Source organism: Agrobacterium sp. 10T429, assembly GCF_056393925.1.
Window position 1 is genome coordinate 22,096 of the sequence record NZ_JBFTGV010000006.1, and the last position, 15,959, is coordinate 38,054.

Below are 15,959 nucleotides of genomic sequence, written 5' to 3' on the forward strand. Positions count from 1 at the left end.
TATAGATGATGACGATGCAAAAAATTGAAAAAGCGCCTGTTTCCGGGGCGCAGCGTCTCGATATTCTTCAAATGATGCGTGCGCTGGCGGCAATCATGATTGTTGCGCTGCACGCGCAGGTGAACTGGGAGTTCTCGCTCGTCAACCTCCATCTCCTGAGGCTGGGTGCGGGCGTCGATCTGTTTTTCGTCATTTCCGGCTTTGTCATCGTTTATGCCTCCCGGCCGTATTTCGCAGCGGAGGGAGGGCGCTCGGCCTTTCTTGTGCGCCGGCTTCTCCGCATCCTTCCTCTTTACTGGTTCGTGTTGACCATGCGGCTCGCCATGGCCGCGGTCGCCGTTCTTCTCAGCGCCAAGGCCTTCCCGTCCTTGCAGGCCGTCCTAACCTCCTACCTCTTCATTCCCTATGACAGCATGGGTTATGGTGACGCTTATCCGTTTCCAATCATCGATCTGGGCTGGACGCTGAATTACGAGATGTTTTTTTATGTCGTATTCGCGGTTTTCATCTTCCTGCCGCTGGAACGCGCCGTGCTGACAACAGCGGCTGTGCTGCTCGCCGCAGTGCTCATCGGCTCCAACTTCAGTCTCGCCTTGCCGTTTAGTTTCTGGTTTCAGCCCATCATTCTGGAGTTCGTGGCGGGAATGTTGCTCGCCGTGCTTTTCCTGCGCGGCGTGCGCCTACCGCCCTTGCTGGGGATTGCGGTGGCCCTTTGCGGCGTGGCGATTTGGACGCTTATCGATCTGAAAAGGTTCGAATTCCAATGCAATCCGGGCTGTTATTCCTATACCCGGCTGCTCGTTTTTGGCGGTGGCGCGATTTTCCTGATGGCCGCGGCAACCCTGACCAGGGGCATCTCCCTGCCCCGTTTTGCGCAGCCGCTGGCGAAACTGGGCGATTCCTCCTACGCGCTTTACCTTCTGCACCCATTCATCTTTCGGGCATTCCTAGTTGCTTCCGGCGGCATCACCTGGCCGCAGGAGTGGAAAAATGTCGTCTATCTCATCGTCGTCGCCAGCACCATCGCCATCGCCCACGCATTTCACGTCCTTGTCGAAACGCCCGCAAATATCTGGCTTCGAGACCGGCTGATAACACCCCGGCGAAAAGTCGCCGTGTCCTGACGCCCAGAGAAAAGTCCTCGTTTCTGCTGTTAAGTATACCCCGAAGTTCCGTTCACAAGTTTATTTTAGCACTTGATCGTTAGCTAGGGCTGTGCGATTTAAAAAGAAAATTTTAGATGTTGGATAACCATATTCAGCATTTCAGCTTACTTAAAATCGTATTTTTTAAAAATTTGGAGAGTTGTGATGTCCCGCCTTCGTATTGGCTCGACGCTCACTGGTGCGGTATTGATCACCAGCCTCGGTCTTTTTTCCGCAGTCGCCAACGCCCAGAACGTGGAATCAGCGCCGCCAGCTGCCGGGCAGCAGACGCCGCCGGTACAGACTGCGACAACTGGCGCACCCGTAAAGGCCGCCGACGAAACCAACGCCGCATTTCTGGCTCGCGTTAACAGCTCCAATCCGGACACGGTTTCCCTTGCTGCCGCGGAACTGTTCAAGCAGTCTCCGACGCAGGCAACGGTCAAGGATCTGGCCGGCATCGCTTCCAGCACCGATGCGGCAAACGCCGAAATCACTGGAAAGGTGACGAACGGCTTTCCGATCATTGCCGTTTCCACCAGCGCGGCGCAGTTCTCCGAACAGCTTTCTGGCCTGATCCTGAGCGACTCCAGCCAGTTGCCCACCATCGTCGCACTGGCCCAGAAGGTCGGCAACAAGGACTTCTCCGAAGTTGTCGGCGAAGGTCTGGCGCTCGCCTATTCTACGGCGATGCAGAGGGGCAACACGATACTTGCCGCCGCAATCCAGTTGCAGACCAAGGGTGTCGGCGTGCCCTCCGATCTTCTGATCGCCTTTAGCGAAAATGTTCAGGGAACGGCGGCCGGTCCGGCAGCGCCTGCGGCAGCTGCAGCTGCTGCCTCACCGATTGGTGGCGCCGGCTCTTCACCTGCAAGCGGCAACAGCATTGGCGGCTCGGGAGCGGCGGGCTCACCAGCCGGTACGGCACAGGCCGGCGGCGGAGCCGCACCGGTTGGCGGTGGCGGCAGCGGTGGCAGCACCGGCAGCGGCGGAACCACCACAACCAACAACTTCTTTGCCGCGCCCCTTTCAACCGGCAGCACCAGCACGCCAGTCAGCACAAGTCCCGTTTGAACCCGGTTTTGCCGCCCGTCCTGCGGGAATGGCGGCCGCCTGTCCTACCATGCAACCGAGACTTGGCGGGTGCCACGCCCGCCAAAAAGAGCGAGGCTGACAGTTGTTGCAAAGGCACGATCCCTTGACTATGGCCGATATCGACAAAAGCGGATTTACAGCCGACTTTATCGATATAGACGCCGTTCTTGCCACGGTCCGCCGACAGTGGCGCGTCGTCCTCGCGGCAGTCGCCATTGCCGGGACAATCGGTCTCGCTTATGCCGCGACGGCCGTTCCGATCTATTCAGCTTCGGCTACCCTTTTGATCGACCGCAACAACAGCCAGGTCGTCGAGCAGCTTTCGACGATCGGCGGCGTCGTGGAGGACGAGGCTTCCATTCTCAGCCAGGTCGAGGTCCTGCAATCGGAAACCATCGGGATTGCCGTCGTCGACAGTTTGAACCTGACGGAAAATCAGGAATTCAGGGCAAACCGTGCCTCGCTTCTGAGTTCGATATTCGGCACGATCCGTTCGCTCGTCAACGTTTCGCAATGGTTCTCACCGGCAAAAGAGACCGTCATCGACGACGGCACGCTGAAGCGGGCGCTGTCGGACCGGCTACTGGACGGTCTCAGCGTCAAGCGTATCGGCCGTACCTACGCGCTGGAACTGACCTACAACTCGACATCACCGGTTCTCGCCGCCCAGATCGTCAACGCGGTGGCGTCGGCTTATCTGGTGGACAAGCTGAACTCCAAATACGAGGCGACGAAGCGGGCCAGCGACTGGCTGTCCGACCGTATTGCCGAGTTGCGTCAGCGGGCACTCGACACCGACCTTGCCGTACAGAAATTTCGCGCCGAACACGGCTTGATCGAGACCGGCAATAACGGCCTGCTTTCCGATCAGCAACTGGCCGAGTCCAACAGCGCGCTTATTCTGGCGCAGTCGGAAACGGCCAGGTCGCGAGCGCGGGTACAACGCATCGAACATATCCTTGCCACGGATGATGTCGACGCCGTCGTCACCGACATTCTCGAGAGCTCGGTTGCAAACGATCTGCGCAAGAAATATCTCGAATCCTCGAAGATCGAAACGGAAATCACCCGCAGGCTTGGCAGCAACCATGTTCAGGCGGTGCGTCTGCGCAACGAAATGCAGGAATACCGCCGGCTGATGTTCCAGGAAATCAGCCGTATTGCGCAAAGTTACAAGAGCGATCTGGAGGTTTCAGAAGCAAGAGAGAAATCACTTGCGGAGAGCGTTGCCAAGGCTACCAGCGTCAGCAACTCGGCCAGCCAGACCCAGGTTCAGCTTCGCGAATTGCAGCGTGAAGCGGAAACTTACAAGAACATGTATCAGACCTTCCTGCAGCGTTATCAGGAAGCGATGCAGCAGCAATCCTTCCCCGTAACGGAAGCACGCGTGATTTCGAGGGCAGTTCCGCCCAACATTCCAAGCAAACCGAACAAACCGCTACTTTTGGCGCTGTTCATGATCATGGGCGCCGCGGCCGGCGGTGGCATCGCCATGTTTCGCGAGTTCCGCGACCGTTTCTTCCGCACCGGAGAACAGGTTCGCGACGTTCTCGGGCTGGAATTTCTGGGCAACACCCCGCTCGTCCAAAACAAGCCGGGCACGGATGTGTTGCCAAAGGGACAGGAGGGGCCGCCTACCGCCACACGCCCGTCCAGCGTTGCCCGCTACACTGTCGATCACCCGCTATCATCCTTCGCCGAAACGCTGCGCAGCACACGGCTTGCGATAGATCTCGGCATTCCCCCGAAAACCGGCGCGCGGGTGGTGGGCGTCGTATCGGCGTTGCCGAGCGAGGGCAAATCGACGATCTCCATCAATCTGGCTCAGCTTCTGGCCGGACAGGGAGCAAGGGTTCTTCTGCTGGATGCGGATATTCGCAACCCGGGCGCCACGCGCGCTTTGGGGCGTCATGCTGCAGAAGGCCTGCTCGAAGTGCTGCTGGAAGGCCGCAATATGCGCGATGTGCTGCTGCACGACGAAAAGACGCGGCTCGCTTTCCTGCCAACGGTCGTCAAGCAGCGCGTACCGCACTCCTCCGAGCTGCTGACATCGGCGCAAATGTACAAATTGCTGGCCGAAGCGAGCGGTCTCTTCGACTACATCATCGTCGACCTGCCGCCTCTCGGGCCGGTGGTGGATGCCCGCGCGATGGCCGGCCGGATCGACGGTTTCGTCTTCGTCACAGAATGGGGCAAAACCGCCCGCAGGGCGGTACGCAATACGATTGAAAACGAAGTCCAGATCCGCAAGAAGTGTCTCGGTGTCATCCTCAACAAGGTGGACACGGAAAAGCTGAAGCTTTACCGAGCTTACGGTTCAAGCGAATATTATCACGCGCGCTACACGCGATATTACCATGATTAGGCGGGACGGAATGGCGGGCCTGCGTAAATTCTTCGCGGTCGTGCCGGTTCTCATCCTTTCCGTGTTTGTTTTATCCGTCGCCGCACAGGCGTTTTCCGAAACCCGGCGGTTTTCCGATGTCGTCGCCTTGGCAAGAATTGCCGACGACAAAAGCGGCCTGGCGCACGATCTTCTGGCGAAGACGGTCGATGGGCTGCACCCCGTCGTTGCGGAGAAAATCTGCCGTTCGGATATCGTCAAGGCCGGGTTACGGCTCGTTCTCGCAGATCTCGATGCAAATGGCCAAGATGCGACGTCGGAGGCCGGTGTGGCGCGTCTCGGCTTTGCCGAAAGCTATATTCGTCACGCGCTCTCCTGTTTGCCTGCAAATGGCGATGTGTGGCTGCGTCTTGCCATGGTTCGTTCGCTGCGTAACGCCTCGCCAATGGAAATCGCCGTTCTGATGAATTTTTCCCAACTTTACGGGCCTGCAGACGCCAACCTGATACGCGGGCGCTTCGTGATGTGGCAGCAATTTCCAAAAGACACACTGCCTCAGGCCGATGCGGCCCGCAATGCGGACACGGCAGTCGTCTGCGGTAAGGAGGGGGAAATCCTGCGATGGACCCTGCGGAAGATCTGTCCGCAGCAGCCGCAGGCCGGCATGAAACGCACCGTGCCGCTTCCGTGAAATAGCGGCCCGCCTCGTCCTTCTACCTTAGACATCGTCGCAGCAACAGTTATTGCAAAGCCGAAAGCCAATGTCGTCCATCGAAGCCCAATCAGAACCGCTATCCTCATCGCCACCGCGACCGGTTGCGTTTCCAGACTATTTTCGGACGGCCGCCATAGTCATCTTCTGGGCTATCTTCCTGCTTGCGCTTCTCAATCGCGGCGCAACTGAAATCGAGAGCCGTATCGTCGTCACCGTTGCAATTTATTTGTTGCTCGTGCCCGCCATCCTGTTGTTCGGGCCGCCCCGGGCTGGTTCAAGCTTGGCACTTGTGGCGACCTGCCTTTTGCTGGGGGCACTCATCATCCAGCTGTGGCTGCAATCATCTGTGCCGGGTATTGCTCCACCCAATCCCGCCTGGTCGACCGCCGCCATGTTCATGCAGTTCGCGCCCGACGCCACGGTTTCGCTCACCCCGGCGGATGATCGGCTCGGCCTGTTAAGCGCCGCCCTGCCCTTCGGCGCCTTCATGGCCGGCCTCGTCATTTTCGATACCGACGAGCGCGCGGCAAAAGCGCTGCGATGGTTCGCAATTGCCGGCGGATGGCTGGCACTGTTGTCAATCGTGCAGTTTCTGCTTTTTCCAGAAACACTCGGCTTCATTCAGAAGCGCTTCTATCTCGGCAGCCTGACCGGCCTTTTCGTCAACCGTAATACCGCCGCCACCTTCTTCGGTCTCATTCTCCTGACCCTCGTCGTGATGCTGCACAAACGGCTGACGGCTCCAGACTGGGGAATGGTCAGGGTGCTGGTGGCAAATCGCCTGACCGTTCCAGTCGGCCAGAAACGCCTCATCCGCAAGGCCGCCTTCATCGGCGTGCTCACTGCCTTTTGCTTCATCGCCCTGATGCTGACCGGATCGCGCGCCGGCATCGCATCAAGCTTTGCGGCACTGAGTTTCCTCATTCTTCTGACCGTCTTCAACTCACCCATCAAAACAGGCCGCAACGCGGCTGCCCTGCGGCGCAAGCGGCGCGGCACGAAGCGCCGCGCGGCGATCGTGCTCGCCATTACGCTTGGCCTGTTCCTGCTCTTCGCTAATCGCGTGGCGCTTCGCATGGAAACGCGATTGGAAGACGACATGCGCTTCTGCTACATGCCGGGCATCGCGCGTGCCATTTCTGACAGCTGGCCTTGGGGAACCGGCCTTGCAAGTTTTACGGAAACCTACGCGCCCTATCATGCGGCGCAATGCGGGGTGGACGCCATCGTCACCCACGCCCACAATGTCTATGCCGAGGGACTGCTGACGCTCGGCCTCGCATTTCCATTTTATGCGGCTTTTTTTGTGCTCGTCCAACTCGCCATTTTTATTCGCGGGGCGCGCAAACGCAAAAACTACCGGTACGCCTCCCATCTCGGCCTCGCCGGGCTGCTGCTCGTCGCATTGCATTCGACACTTGATTTTTCCCTGCAGATCCCCGGCTTCGCAATGGCTTACGCCGTATTCCTTGCGCCCGTCGTCACGCTTTGTCTCAACCCACCAGGTGTTGGACGGGACCGTTCGCGGCGGCGCGAACCATCTCCAACCGATCCCGCAATGCCGGCCTAGATCAGTCCGGATGGACAGCAGCCTTCATTTCGCTGATGCGAAATAGTTGTAACGATTATAAAACCACACAAAGACGCGAGAATTTGGGCATGCGGATATTGCAAATAACGTCGCTGTTTTCTCCGGACCGGGTCGGCGGCGCGGAGATATTCGTGGAAGACCTCGCGCGCGGGCTGGCGGAGAAGGGCCACACGGTAGCGGTGGCGGCGATCTCCCGCAAACAACAGGCCGTGGAGCTGCGCGACGATTTCGCCGTTTACCGCCTCGGACATACCACGCCGTTTTTTATCGGGGACTGGGAACAGCAACCCGGATGGAAGCGAAAATACTACAAGATCGCCGTGCAGCTGGATCCGGGTCTCGTGCGCCGGCTTGCCCGCGTCATCGATGATTTCCGGCCTGATGTCGTCAACACCCATTCGCTGTCGGAGCTGACACCGCTGGTCTGGCCGATGATCCGCAAGCGCGGCATTCCGCTCGTACATTCCCTGCACGATTTCACCAGCATGTGCACCAACGGCTCCCTGTTTCATGACGGTCACATCTGCGACGGCACCAGCAAAAAATGCCGCGCCTTCTCTTACCTGCACTGGCGTTGCCAATGCGCCGTCGACGCTGTCGCCGGTGTCGGCCACGATATTGTCGAGCGCCATGTGCAGGCCGGCTTTTTCACCCATGTACCGGAAAGCCGCCGCACGGTCATCTGGAATGCCATCGCGCCGCCAGCTTCACAGACACAGCGCATTCCACGCGCGCCTGGGGACCCGCTTGTTTTCGGCTATCTGGGCCGCATCGAGGCGCCCAAGGGTGCAGATCTCCTGATCGAGTCGCTGCCGCTCCTGCCGCCGAAGGGCTGGCGACTGGTCATGGCGGGTCGCGCGCCGGGCGGCATCGAAGCCTACGAGCAAAAAACCGCCAACCTTCCGGTCGAATTTCCCGGCTACGTGGACGCCGATAGTTTCTTCGCCGGTATAGATTGTCTGATCGTTCCACCACTCTGGCCAGAGGCTTTCGGGCGCACGGTCGCTGAAGCTATTCTACGCGGTGTGCCGGTTCTCGGCGCCAATCTCGCCGGTGTCGCCGAACAGATCGGTCGGGACCGGCCGGAACGCCTTTTCGCGCCGGGCAACGCCGCCGAGCTTGCCGCCCGCATGACTGACGCGATGCGCAACCCCGCCATTCTCGCGGAAACACCGGAAACCAAAGCGCGCATTTCGCAGGGCGTCGCGCCCGAACGGGTAATCGGGGCATACGAAACGCTTTATTCGGAGCTGCGCAGCGGCATCAGGGCATGAGCCGCAAGATTTCACCCGGGGACATGACTCCTAGACGTCAGGTCTGTTCATGGAAAACCTGCGCATAGCTTTCCGCCGCCTTCTGCCATGAATACAGCTTGCGGTTTTCATAACCCGCCTGGCGAAGATCGCTTGCCAGATGCGGCTCCCGAAAAAGCCGCTCAAGTGCCGCGACAAGGCTGTCAGAGTCCGCGGGATCGAAGGTGAGTGCGCCCTTTCCGGCGATCTCCGGCGTTGCGGAACGGTTGGAGCAGACGACCGGACACCCCAGTTGCTGCGCCTCCAGCACCGGCAGGCAGAACCCTTCATATGTGGAAGGCACGCAAAGGCAGGCGGCGTGGCGGTAAAGGTCTGCCAGTTGATGGTCGTCTATGCCGGAAAGCCGGATCAGTCGCGCCTTCAGCTCCGGATCATCTAGTACGCTGCCGATTTCCTCGGCATCGTCGCGGCCAACATGCACGACGTGCAAATCCGGCCTAACTTTGCCAATCACGGCAAAAGCCTTGCCCAGAAGCGAAAAGTTCTTATTCGACGTCGCGTTTCCGACCGCCAGTATGTAGGGCGCGGCAACTGGCGGCGGGCCGTTTAAACTCGCTAGATCGACATTCAGGGTGCTGTCAGAATGGATAGTCAGGCTTTTCCCGGCAGCCGATGGATAAAACTGCGCCAGATCCTTACGCGTCGCTTCCGATACGCAGGTGATCCGGTTCGAACCAGCCATCATCAGTCGAAAGATCAAATCCGTCGTCAACGTCGCCCGCCAGCCGATCTGTTCGGGAATGGTCCTGAAATAAAGATCGTGAACCAGGGTGACGCGCCGTTTGCCGCCGCTGGGACTTCCGAAGGGATCGGCGTTGAACAGCACATCGATGCCGAGCTTGCGGCAAAGTGCCGGTAGCGTCATGGCCTGACGCAGCACATCAAACACCATGATACGCGGCCGCGGCGTCTCAATCAGCTGAAGGCGGCTTTCGCGCAGGTTTTCGGGCAGCTGTGCCCGCGTCCAGGGAGAGCGCAGGATGTAGTCGTCCCGCGTCTGATCCAGCAGCCGCTCCAGCAGGCTGAAGGTCACGCGGCCGACGCCGGAAGGTTTGCCGCCATACTGGCTCGGCATGTTTACGAGAATACGCATCCTGACCCTTCCGCTTGCCTGCACTTTCTGTCCGAATTGATCGCCAAGAGGCCCCTCACACTGCTTCCGACAGCAAAGCGGAAACAGACCGGCAGGTCTCCTCCAGCGAAAAACGCCGGCTCACATCCTCGCGGCCCTGCTGCGCCAGCCTTTCCGCCAGAGCTGGCTGCGACAGGATGCAGCCTAGTGCTGCCGCAAGCGCCGATGCGTCGCCCGGCGGCACCAGAAGACCCGTTTCGCCGTCCCTAATGATTTCGGTAACCCCACCACCGCGTGTAGCGACAACTGGCCGCCCGCACATCATGGCCTCCACCACCACCCGCCCGAACGGTTCGGCGACAACAGAGGTGTGGGCAACGGCATCCATCGATGCCATCAGCTCTGGTACATCCGACCGGAAACCGAGGAAGCGGACACGACCATCCAGACCGAGACGGGATGCCTGCTCGCGGATGCGCGTCTCATAGGCGTCCTGCCCGAATAGCGCTCCGCCAACGATGACGGCCTGAACGCCATCCATCGCCGCGATCGCGTCCAGAAAGACGTGCTGCCCCTTCCATTCGCTCAGCCGGCCGAACAATCCGACAAGCGGTTCAGGACCAAGGCCCAATTCCGTACGCAACCGCGCAGCTCTGCCGGGATCGTGGGCCACAGCCTTTGCGGGGTCGAAGCCGTTATAAACGATGCGGACCTTTTCTGCCTGCCCGCCAGCTTCAACGAAAGCCCGGCCGGTTTCCTGCGAATTGACGGCCACCAGCCTTGCGAAAAGGCGCGCGAATGCCAGCGAGGCATGGCGATTGGCGGAGCTGAATGCGGGATCGGTGACTATATCGTGCAAAACCCAGACAAGTGGGCGGCGGCTGAGTTTCGCGGCAAGCGCGCAAACGAACAGCGCCTTCTGCGAATTGGCGCAGATTACGTCGTAATGTCTCGCCTGCTGGCTCAATTGCCAAGCGACGGCGACAACATCGGCCGCGCCACGCAGCATTGCGCCAAACGGTGAGTCACGGCGGATCGACAGCATTTTTTCGCCAGCGGATAACATGACCGGAGGCCTCCCGGCCGCTGCCAGATCATCAGCAGCACCACCGCCACTGAGAAAACAAGCTCGCCAGGAATGCGGTCCGGCCTTGACGAGGTCCGTCAGAAAAAGCTCGGCGCCACCCTTCTCTCCTGTGTGACTGACAAATAGAGCGGATGTCATGACATCACCTGTGAAGTACCAGAGCACCCAAGTTGCCATTGCCCTAAATTGCGGGCATGAATGGACAGCCCGTGAAAATGACGAGTGCACTTGCCAACGGCAGGGATATTTTCACCGGCAATTTCAGTATAAGAACAACAATGCTTGATTGTGGTTAGAAAAAATAACATTCAAACCTTTATGCGGATAAGAATCCGATATACGTAAATTAAAAGAAAAATATTCTATCTATATATTTTAAAAGAGATCGAAGAAAAATTCGTGACGTATAATTTTACTGCTTTTCGCCGTCCCGTTTCCTGCGTTTTGTCCCCCGGCCTTTCGGCGGAGTTATCCTAGGGCCAGACGAGGAGAACGAACGATGACACCGCTCAAACGCAACATATGCATATATATGACCGGAACGGAAGAGGTGCCGGCATGATCGGCGTATCGCTCGGCATCACCTCCCGAAACATCCCCACCATGGTCCCTTCCCTGAACGCGCTCTCACCCTTGCGCGCGCGTTTGACTGCGGGTCAGAATGCCACGATCTTCGTGAATGGTGACAGCACCGCCTATGCCGATGCCGGACCATTCCAGCAGTTCGCCATGATGCTTGGCGATCTGCACGACACAAGGGTTGTGCTGCACCGCTGGGCAGAATGGCAGACAAACGCCCCCACCGGGCCAAAGGCCTATGCGGATTCGGTTACGCTGCGCGCAGGCATGGGGCCAACGCTCACGGTCTATCTTGCGGCACTGCCCGGCGGCATGGCCGGTTACATGCTCGCGGACCAGCGCGCGGCGGCGTTGAAGATTCCGCGTCCCGACCTGTGCATCACGCATCATGGGCATAATATGCAGAGTTTCGAGACGCCGGGTGGTATCCTAAGCTCCGGACGAGCCGCCCTGCTCGGACCGCTTGGCATGATCGAATGGCAATGGCCGGGTGCCCCCCAACTCATCACCACCCAGAACCCCTGGCGCGATAGCACCGGTTACGACAAGGTCTATAATGCGATCCTTGACCTTGCCCGAGCGCACCCGGGCCTCACGCTGGTGGATACACACGCGTCATTTGTAGCGAGAGGCAAGGACCATGCGCTTTACCGCGACAACGTCCATCCGAACGATGCCGGATCTCAGCTCATCGCCCGAACCTTGTTCAGTTGTTATCTGGGATCGGCGCCCGATAACGTCTTTCAGACACCTTGTTGGCCAAAACTTCCCGCCGCCAATCTTATCGTCAACGGCGATTTCACCGATTGGACGGGGTCCGCTCCATCGGGTTGGAGCCTGGCGGCGTCGGGTTCCGCCATAAAAGCCGCAGAAGTCACCTTTTCTCCGGCTTTCGCTCACAGCCTCGGTTTGCGTGCGAATGGCAACCAGTCGGCCGCACTGGTTCGTTATTTTCGCAATGCGGAGGCCGCCGCGATGATCGGCAAAACCGTTTCATTTGCAGTGCTTTATAAAAATACCGAGGGACAGCGTGCGCCCTATGTCACACTGGTTTCAAAAAGCGGCGGCGCAGTCCGGACGATCAGTTGCTCCGCGCTTCAATTTGGTGGTGCGAACGCCCTCGACAATAGCGGCTGGATGTGGGCGACAGCCAACGACATCGCGATCGATCCTGATATCAGCCCCAGCGGATATGGTTTCTATGTGAGGATCATGCCGGCATTCGGCATGAGCGCGCCGGTTTCCAACGAACCGCTTTACATACAGCGGGTGATCGCCGTTGAGGGCGCTCTGCCAAAAGGCAATCTGAGCGACTGAAAACCATAGAAAATTGTCTTGCGCGGCAACGTCATCAAGACCACTATTCATCGTCATCACCCTGTCGCCTCATGGTGATGACGTCCTCTCCCACAGGGCCGCACCAAGGTCCGCCAGTGAAGGATACAGGCCGGGAATGACCAGAAGCACAAATATGGCGGCATCGCATCAATCGCCGTTGCCGGGTTTCGTTTTGGCGATGCCTCTTTATCCTTCAAAAACCATACAGGTGCCCGGTCTCTTTCTGGCGATCTTCGTTTTTTCCATTGGCTTTTTCATTCAATGCAATGTGCTGACCAGCAATCTGGGCCTGCGCTTCCTCAACATCACCGACATGCTTGTCCTGATGACGCTACCCGTTATTGCCCTGCTTTACATTCGCTGTCTGACGCCCTCGATCATCCTGCTTTATCTCGTTCCGCTAACCATTTTTTTTGCACTTTCGGCTGTCTTTGCCGACGAACGTGGCGAAGGTGAATTTTACACCACCGCGATGGCATATTTTTACGCGGTCTATTTTCTGTTTTTTGCCTATATGCTGTTTAAGGAGAACCTTCTCGAGCTGTTCTGCTGGGGCATCTTCGCCGGCTTCATCGCGGTGACGATCCTGCTTTTTCTGGACATCGTCATTCACGACCAGCTCGCCTCCCTTGGCCTCTCTTTCATGTTCGATGAAACCGCCGTGCTGGCAGCTGCGGCAAAAGGCGAATTGAGCCCGTTGCTTTTGCGTGTCGAAAAAGCGGGTGGCATCTGGCCGGTGGGCAACACAGCCGGACCTGCCTTTGCGTTGGCGGGTGCGGCAGTCGCCTATCTTGCCGAAAGGCAAAAACGTCCCGCGCTGTTTGCCGTATTTCTGCTGGTCTATCTGGCGAGCTTCACACTTACTCTCAACCGGTCCGGAGTATTTGCCGTTCTTGCGATCGGGGTCTATTTCTACATCAGAAATTTTTCCATCAAAATGCTGCTCAGCACCTATTTTGGTTTTGCCTTGTCCGCCCTTGTCATCGCGGCGGTTTTGCCATTGGGTGCTTTCGATTTTGCGGAACAGATATTTTCAAAACGGTTTCTCGAGGACAGCAACAGCAGCAACAATGCGCAGGAGCGCTGGGATACGCTCACTGGCGGCTTTCAGGTGATGCTCCATCATCCTTTCGGCATCGGTTTTACCGCTCGATATGAAGAACTGTCGCGAATATCGAGAATCGGAACACCGCATAGTGGCTTTCTCGCCACGGCCTATGCGTCCGGCATAGGATTTGGCCTTCTCAGCGCCTTTGCGCTTGTTTACGCGATCCTCCGGAAACGAAAAGTCGGTTTCTTCGCCTATTCGGCGATCGCAATCGTTATCGTCTATCAATTTGAAGAGCTGAATTTCAATCCCGTTTTCATGGCCTATATGGGGCTCGTACTCGCCTATACTTTCATTGATCTGGATTTCAGGTTCTTTCTGAAAAATACGATGATGCGGATGGCTGGAATGGCAGAAGAGGACGCTTTGGCGACGGCACGACCGGCGTAAATTGCGGCGAGGTTCTCTCGCTCCAAACCGCACATCCTTGCTGGCAAAATTTGTTCCGTTTTCAAGTGGGCGCTTTAGGTCACTTCGATGATTTCAATCTCTTTGCCGCCCAGGCTGACAACATCACCGGCAGATTTTCCCATCAACACTCCTGCGACCGGGGAGACATAAGACATCGATCCATTGGCCGGATCGGCTTCATCCTCGCCTACGATCCGGAACCGTTGCGTCCTCCCGTCATCACGGCTGAATGTTACCACGCTGCCGAAGGCAACGGTGCCATCAGCAGGCGGGCTCGGCATCAGCTGGGCGGTGCGAACGCGCTCCGCGAAATACCGAATGTCCCGCAGAGGATTGGCTGAAAGCCGACGTCTTTCATTGACGTCTTCGACGGCATTGGCCGTTTCGCAGGCTTCGCGCGCCAATTGCAGCTGCTGCTCCAGCGCTTTCAGCCCAGCCTCCGTCACCAGATTGGGATGAGGCGAAATCACCCGGTCCGGCAGAACCGTTTCGGCTGCGGTTTCGGCACTATCTTCCTTGGTAAAGGCTACACTCAACTCTCGCACTCCATCCCCGTGAGATGCCACTTTGAGCATCTCCCTTGCCGTCCAATCCTGCCACCGCCCATCGCAATGCTGCAATAGCGTGCACCACGGAAACCGCCCATGTACCCCTCATTTCTGGCTCTAACAGGAGGCTTTTCGCCCTGTTAGGGTATTGCCCAAGAGGAGTGAGAAAGCCAACGCTAACGGACAGGAGACGGTCAATGGCCCGGACAGTATTGAATGCGCTTGGAGACACACTCTACTACAGCGACAATTCCACCGGATTTTTTTCCGCCACGGGTTCCGGACCGCTGCTGACAGGCACTGGCCTCAATGATTCCATGTGGGGCGACAGTTCCGTCAATGTGACAATGGCGGGCGGCACGGGCGACGATATTTATTACCTCTATTCCAGTATCAACCGTGCCGTCGAAAATGCCGGGGAGGGTATCGACACCATCGACACCTGGATGAGTTATACCTTGCCCGACAATTTCGAAAACCTGCGGGTAACCGGAGATGGTCGTTATGCCTTCGGAAATGAGCTGGACAACATCATAACCGGCGGATCGGGCAGCCAGACCATTGATGGCGGGGGCGGTAACGACGTGCTGATCGGCGGTGGCGGTGCGGATACATTCGTTTTTACGAGCGGCAACGGCACCGATCTCATCATGGATTTCAGCGCCAACGACACGATCCGGCTTAACGGTTACGGCATCACATCCTTCGAGCAGCTCGTCAGCAATGCCACCCAACAGGGCGATAATCTCTGGCTGAACTTCGCCAACGGCGAGGCCGTCGTTCTTGCCGGAACGACCATCGACGATCTTCAGGCCGACCAGTTCGAGCTCAGCCTCGACCGATCATCCCTCACCCAGACCTTTGCCGACGAATTCGATGCACTTTCACTTCGCAGCGGCGATCAGGGGACTTGGGATGCCAAATATTGGTGGGCACCGGAAAAGGGAAGCTCGCTGACGACGAATGGCGAGGCGCAATGGTACATCAACCCCGCTTATGCCGGCACATCAGAGGTCAATCCCTTCAGCATCAACAACGGTGTCCTGACCATCACCGCTGCGGAAACCCCGCAATCGATCGCCAACGAGGTTGAGGGCTATGATTATACCTCGGGTATGCTGAACACCTATTCGTCGTTCAGCCAGACCTATGGTTATTTCGAAATGCGCGCCGACATGCCGACCGACCGGGGCGCTTGGCCGGCCTTCTGGCTTTTGCCTGAGGACGGCTCCTGGCCACCGGAACTCGATGTCGTGGAGATGCGTGGGCAAAACCCCAATACGTTGATCATGTCCACCCACTCCAATGCAACGGGAGAACAGACATCAGTCATAAACAATGTCAGCGTGCCAAGCACGGAAGGTTTCCACACATATGGCGTTTTGTGGGATGCGGAGCATATTACCTGGTATTTCGACGACGTCGCCGTGGCGCAGACGGATACGCCTGATGACATGCACGACCCCATGTATATGGTCGTCAATCTTGCTGTCGGCGGCATGGCAGGAACGCCGTCGGCGGTTGATTTCAGCGACGGTTCGCAAATGATGATCGATTACATCAAAGCCTATTCGCTTTCCGACTGGGCCGCGTAACGAAAAACGCCGGCAGTT

The 15,959-nt window shown here is 58.0% G+C and carries 12 protein-coding genes; 9 read left to right on the forward strand and 3 right to left on the reverse strand.

Annotation, left to right across the window (positions count from 1 at the left end; genetic code table 11):
- Positions 1–5: 5 nt before the first annotated feature.
- The 6 genes from AC1DCP_RS14870 (at position 6) to AC1DCP_RS14895 (ending at position 8,164) form a co-directional block, all read left to right on the forward strand.
- Entirely contained in the window at positions 6–1,124 is a 1,119-nt protein-coding gene (locus AC1DCP_RS14870; RefSeq protein ID WP_035199581.1) for an acyltransferase family protein, read from the forward strand.
- A 186-nt stretch (positions 1,125–1,310) separates the two neighbouring features.
- On the forward strand, positions 1,311–2,219 hold the full coding sequence (locus AC1DCP_RS14875; RefSeq protein WP_065687887.1) for a hypothetical protein: 909 nt from the start codon (positions 1,311–1,313) through the stop codon (positions 2,217–2,219).
- 130 nt (positions 2,220–2,349) lie between these two features.
- Complete coding sequence (locus AC1DCP_RS14880; protein WP_003511263.1) at positions 2,350–4,605, forward strand: polysaccharide biosynthesis tyrosine autokinase; 2,256 nt, start codon at positions 2,350–2,352, stop codon at positions 4,603–4,605.
- Positions 4,606–4,615: 10 nt separating this feature from the next.
- Complete coding sequence (locus tag AC1DCP_RS14885) at positions 4,616–5,275, forward strand: hypothetical protein (protein WP_065687888.1); 660 nt, start codon at positions 4,616–4,618, stop codon at positions 5,273–5,275.
- A 70-nt stretch (positions 5,276–5,345) separates the two neighbouring features.
- Positions 5,346–6,869: an O-antigen ligase family protein gene (locus AC1DCP_RS14890; protein ID WP_142851174.1), complete on the forward strand. Its 1,524-nt coding sequence runs from the start codon at positions 5,346–5,348 to the stop codon at positions 6,867–6,869.
- Positions 6,870–6,958: 89 nt separating this feature from the next.
- A complete protein-coding gene (locus AC1DCP_RS14895) occupies positions 6,959–8,164 on the forward strand; it encodes a glycosyltransferase family 4 protein (RefSeq protein ID WP_065687890.1) in 1,206 nt (401 codons plus the stop codon).
- Between the two features lie 37 nt (positions 8,165–8,201).
- Here AC1DCP_RS14895 and AC1DCP_RS14900 read toward each other — a convergent pair whose 3' ends face one another.
- Together AC1DCP_RS14900 and AC1DCP_RS14905 are read right to left on the reverse strand one after the other, a co-directional pair.
- The gene (locus AC1DCP_RS14900; RefSeq protein ID WP_065687891.1) at positions 8,202–9,296 is read right to left on the reverse strand and encodes a glycosyltransferase family 4 protein; all 1,095 of its coding nucleotides are present in this window, start codon (positions 9,294–9,296) and stop codon (positions 8,202–8,204) included.
- Positions 9,297–9,351: 55 nt separating this feature from the next.
- The gene (locus AC1DCP_RS14905) at positions 9,352–10,500 is read right to left on the reverse strand and encodes a glycosyltransferase family 4 protein (protein ID WP_026330708.1); all 1,149 of its coding nucleotides are present in this window, start codon (positions 10,498–10,500) and stop codon (positions 9,352–9,354) included.
- A 420-nt stretch (positions 10,501–10,920) separates the two neighbouring features.
- On the opposite strand from AC1DCP_RS14905, the gene AC1DCP_RS14910 reads away from it, so the two are divergent.
- Complete coding sequence (locus tag AC1DCP_RS14910) at positions 10,921–12,258, forward strand: SGNH/GDSL hydrolase family protein (protein WP_065704386.1); 1,338 nt, start codon at positions 10,921–10,923, stop codon at positions 12,256–12,258.
- 136 nt (positions 12,259–12,394) lie between these two features.
- Complete coding sequence (locus AC1DCP_RS14915) at positions 12,395–13,777, forward strand: O-antigen ligase family protein (RefSeq protein ID WP_065662497.1); 1,383 nt, start codon at positions 12,395–12,397, stop codon at positions 13,775–13,777.
- A 74-nt stretch (positions 13,778–13,851) separates the two neighbouring features.
- Here AC1DCP_RS14915 and greA read toward each other — a convergent pair whose 3' ends face one another.
- Complete coding sequence (gene greA / locus AC1DCP_RS14920) at positions 13,852–14,334, reverse strand: transcription elongation factor GreA (protein WP_065687892.1); 483 nt, start codon at positions 14,332–14,334, stop codon at positions 13,852–13,854.
- A gap of 209 nt (positions 14,335–14,543) precedes the next feature.
- Between greA and eglC the strand changes: the two genes are divergently transcribed.
- The gene (gene eglC / locus AC1DCP_RS14925; protein WP_065687893.1) at positions 14,544–15,941 is read left to right on the forward strand and encodes an endo-1,3-1,4-beta-glycanase EglC; all 1,398 of its coding nucleotides are present in this window, start codon (positions 14,544–14,546) and stop codon (positions 15,939–15,941) included.
- Positions 15,942–15,959 lie beyond the last annotated feature (18 nt).

Bases quoted from the DNA above. Each gene is read 5' to 3' on its own strand.
- AC1DCP_RS14870 (WP_035199581.1), top strand. From the start codon at position 6: ATGATGACGATGCAAAAAATTGAAAAAGCGCCTGTTTCCGGGGCGCAG.
- AC1DCP_RS14875 (WP_065687887.1), top strand. From the start codon at position 1,311: ATGTCCCGCCTTCGTATTGGCTCGACGCTCACTGGTGCGGTATTGATC.
- AC1DCP_RS14880 (WP_003511263.1), top strand. From the start codon at position 2,350: ATGGCCGATATCGACAAAAGCGGATTTACAGCCGACTTTATCGATATA.
- AC1DCP_RS14885 (WP_065687888.1), top strand. From the start codon at position 4,616: ATGGCGGGCCTGCGTAAATTCTTCGCGGTCGTGCCGGTTCTCATCCTT.
- AC1DCP_RS14890 (WP_142851174.1), top strand. From the start codon at position 5,346: ATGTCGTCCATCGAAGCCCAATCAGAACCGCTATCCTCATCGCCACCG.
- AC1DCP_RS14895 (WP_065687890.1), top strand. From the start codon at position 6,959: ATGCGGATATTGCAAATAACGTCGCTGTTTTCTCCGGACCGGGTCGGC.
- AC1DCP_RS14900 (WP_065687891.1), bottom strand. From the start codon at position 9,296: ATGCGTATTCTCGTAAACATGCCGAGCCAGTATGGCGGCAAACCTTCC.
- AC1DCP_RS14905 (WP_026330708.1), bottom strand. From the start codon at position 10,500: ATGACATCCGCTCTATTTGTCAGTCACACAGGAGAGAAGGGTGGCGCC.
- AC1DCP_RS14910 (WP_065704386.1), top strand. From the start codon at position 10,921: ATGATCGGCGTATCGCTCGGCATCACCTCCCGAAACATCCCCACCATG.
- AC1DCP_RS14915 (WP_065662497.1), top strand. From the start codon at position 12,395: ATGACCAGAAGCACAAATATGGCGGCATCGCATCAATCGCCGTTGCCG.
- eglC (WP_065687893.1), top strand. From the start codon at position 14,544: ATGGCCCGGACAGTATTGAATGCGCTTGGAGACACACTCTACTACAGC.